The 650-nt window shown below is 72.6% G+C and carries 1 protein-coding gene; it reads right to left on the bottom strand.

The window, feature by feature from the left end; translation table 11 throughout:
- Window positions 1-638 (bottom strand): DUF222 domain-containing protein (locus B1790_RS33355; RefSeq protein WP_142271669.1); only part of this gene is annotated, 638 nt, incomplete at its 3' end.
- Window positions 639-650 lie beyond the last annotated feature (12 nt).

Raw genomic sequence — 650 nt, 5'->3', positions numbered from 1 at the left:
AGCGGCTTGCTGAACATGGCCGGGGGTTCACCGTCGAGGGCGCTGCGCTCGTCGGCTGGGTCGGCGGGGACGCCCTCGCACGACTCCGCGTGTGGCGCAGGGTCGCTCGAGTGGTCGGCGCTGTCTGACGCCGGCGGCTCACTGGGTACGTCGGGCGGTGGTGGCGGTGGGGCTGGTGGCGCGGGGTCACGGTGGGTGTCCGCGCTCGCGATCACGTAGACCACCACCCCGGTCGACGGCGGGTTCTGCGCGGCGGGGCAGTCGTCGGTTTTGCAGAGGCAGGCCAAGCGGTCGTTGTTGTGGGCCAGGGCGCCGATGGCGTCGGCGCGGCGTTGGTCCTTGGTCCGGGGATCGGACGGGCACACCGTCTCGGCCACCGCGCTCAACCGCGTGTCGAAGGCCTTGGCGTCGTGGGCGAACAGGGTGGCGTACACCGTCGCCATCCCGCCGCCGTCATCCTCCCCGACGTCCACGCTGCGTCCTCGCGCGCGGGTCTCGGTGCGGTGCACCGCGTGCGGGTCGACCTGGGCGACGAATGCGTCGACGGTCTTCTCCAGAGTGGCCGTCGACATCGGTTCCCGGGTGCTCAGCGCGTCGGCCAGCAGTCGGTCCAGTTCGTGCAGGGCGTCGGGGTCCACGACCAGGGCGCC

Origin of the sequence: Mycobacterium sp. AT1 (assembly GCF_002043095.1) — a bacterium.
GTDB lineage: Bacteria > Actinomycetota > Actinomycetes > Mycobacteriales > Mycobacteriaceae > Mycobacterium.
This window is presented reverse-complemented; position numbering and strand designations above follow the sequence as displayed.